This window comes from Pseudomonas sp. Z18(2022), assembly GCF_036346535.1.
In the GTDB taxonomy this organism is placed as follows: Bacteria; Pseudomonadota; Gammaproteobacteria; order Pseudomonadales; family Pseudomonadaceae; genus Aquipseudomonas; species Aquipseudomonas yamanorum_A.
This window is the reverse complement of record NZ_JAOTOA010000061.1, coordinates 1-1,374: the sequence shown is the minus strand read 5'-3', so window position 1 is coordinate 1,374 and position 1,374 is coordinate 1. Positions and strand designations below refer to the sequence as shown.

Below are 1,374 nucleotides of genomic sequence, written 5' to 3'. Positions count from 1 at the left end.
GGGACTGTCATAAATTTTGTGTTCGGGCATAACATGTTGCTAGAGGTGCATGTATGCCGACCAAAAAGAAACCGGCCCGTGAGGCCCTGCGAGACCTTCCGTCCATTCCAAAAGAGCTGATCGACCAGTTCGTCAGCGGCCCGATGAGTGCCGAAGCCATTCAGGATGCCTCGATGGCGTTCAAAAAGGCGCTTATCGAGCGAGCCCTCGGTGCTGAGCTGGGTCACCACCTTGGCTACCCTCAGGGCGCGGAGCGCCCTGAGGAAACGAGTAACCAGCGCAACGGCAAGAGCGGAAAAACGGTGCTAACCGACGACGGTCCGCTGCGTTTGGACATTCCCAGAGACCGTGATGGAAGCTTTGCTCCGATCCTGATCCCCAAACACGAACGGCGTTTTACCGGCTTCGATGACAAGATTATCGCGATGTATGCCCGAGGCATGACGGTTCGTGAAATCCGTGCGTTTCTCTCTGAACAGTACGGAACAGACGTCTCTCACGACTTCATCAGTTCCGTCACAGATGCAGTTTTGGAAGAGGTCGCGGCCTGGCAGCAACGACCGCTTGAGCCGATGTATCCCGTGATTTTCTTCGATGCGCTGCGGGTCAAAATTCGCGACGAAGGCCTGGTGCGCAACAAAGCGATCTACCTGGCACTGGGCGTATTGCCGGACGGAACCCGAGATATCCTGGGCATTTGGATTGAAACAACCGAAGGCGCCAAGTTCTGGATGAAGGTCTTCAACGACCTGAAAATCCGAGGGGTCGAGGACGTCTTAATCGCCGTAACTGACGGCCTCAAAGGCATGCCCGAAGCGCTGAGCGCTGTGTTTCCTGAGACGACGTTGCAGACTTGCATCGTCCATCTGATCCGCAACAGCCTCGATTACGCCGCGTGGGATAAGCGCCGTGAGCTGGCCAAGGCACTGAAGCCGATCTATCAAGCGCTCAACGCTGAAGCCGCCGAGCAAGCGCTGCTGGCCTTCGAGGCTGGGCCTTGGGGCAAGCAATATCCAACGGTTGTGGCCGCCTGGAAACGTGCCTGGGATCGAGTAATTCCCTTCTTCGTGTTTCCTCCGGCGATACGCAAAGTGATCTACACAACGAATGCCATCGAGAGTATCAATGCTCAGTTGCGCAAGATCATCAAGACGCGAGGCCACTTCCCAACGGACGATGCCGCGACGAAGCTGATTTGGCTGGGCTTACGTAATATCACCGCGAACTGGGGCAGTGCAGCCCATGACTGGAAGAGCGCGATGAATCAATTTGCGATTCTTTACGGAGATCGATTTATCAGGCCGACCTGGTAAAGCTAGGGCCTGCCTGACGGCAGGCCGTTACCGGCCCGCACACAAAAAATCTGACACTCTC

At 56.0% G+C, this 1,374-nt stretch carries 1 protein-coding gene; it reads left to right on the top strand.

Annotated elements, in window-relative coordinates:
- The first annotated feature begins 53 nt into the window (after positions 1 to 53).
- Positions 54 to 1,313, top strand: a complete 1,260-nt coding sequence (locus V3W39_RS33570; protein ID WP_330214185.1) for an IS256 family transposase — start codon at positions 54 to 56, stop codon at positions 1,311 to 1,313.
- The last annotated feature ends 61 nt before the right edge of the window (positions 1,314 to 1,374 follow it).

What these genes read in the sequence shown, in the direction of transcription:
- V3W39_RS33570 (WP_330214185.1), top strand. Translation starts at nt 54, where the DNA reads ATGCCGACCAAAAAGAAACCGGCCCGTGAGGCCCTGCGAGACCTTCCG.